Annotated in this window: 1 protein-coding gene and 1 pseudogene; both read right to left on the bottom strand. The window is 53.7% G+C overall.

Features of this window, described 5'->3' with window-relative positions:
- The coding region (locus FDX22_RS29890) for an SDR family NAD(P)-dependent oxidoreductase (protein WP_146718213.1) at positions 1-132 on the bottom strand (132 nt) is incomplete at its 3' end.
- Positions 129-309: pseudogene (locus FDX22_RS29885) on the bottom strand (3-hydroxy-fatty acyl-ACP dehydratase); the annotation flags it as partial. The pseudogene FDX22_RS29885 and the gene FDX22_RS29890, both read right to left, overlap by 4 nt.

Below are 309 nucleotides of genomic sequence, written 5' to 3'. Positions count from 1 at the left end.
CAGCGTGTCTTGTGCACCTTGTGCATCGCGATGATAGTGCACGCCGACCACAAAGCCGTCTGCCGCCAGTTGTCTGGCGATGGCGCGACCGATACCTTTGCTGGCACCCGTAACTAAAACTGAACGACTCATGTGGACGCTCCTTGTTGAAATAGCGTGTTAATTTCTTCTGTTGTCGGCTGGAAGGTGTTGACGCGACCGGTTGCCAGCGTCTTGTTGTCTGCCTGAATGACGCATTCAAAGCTACCGAATCGTGCATCCTGCATCAGCAATTTGACATGAATGCTCAGCCGCTTTCCGGCAGGCAGA

The organism is Citrobacter sp. TBCS-14 (genome assembly GCF_005280805.1).
GTDB classification, from domain to species: Bacteria; Pseudomonadota; Gammaproteobacteria; order Enterobacterales; family Enterobacteriaceae; genus Citrobacter; species Citrobacter gillenii.
The sequence above is the reverse complement of the archived record's forward strand: the minus strand, read 5'-3'. Positions and strand labels throughout refer to the sequence as shown.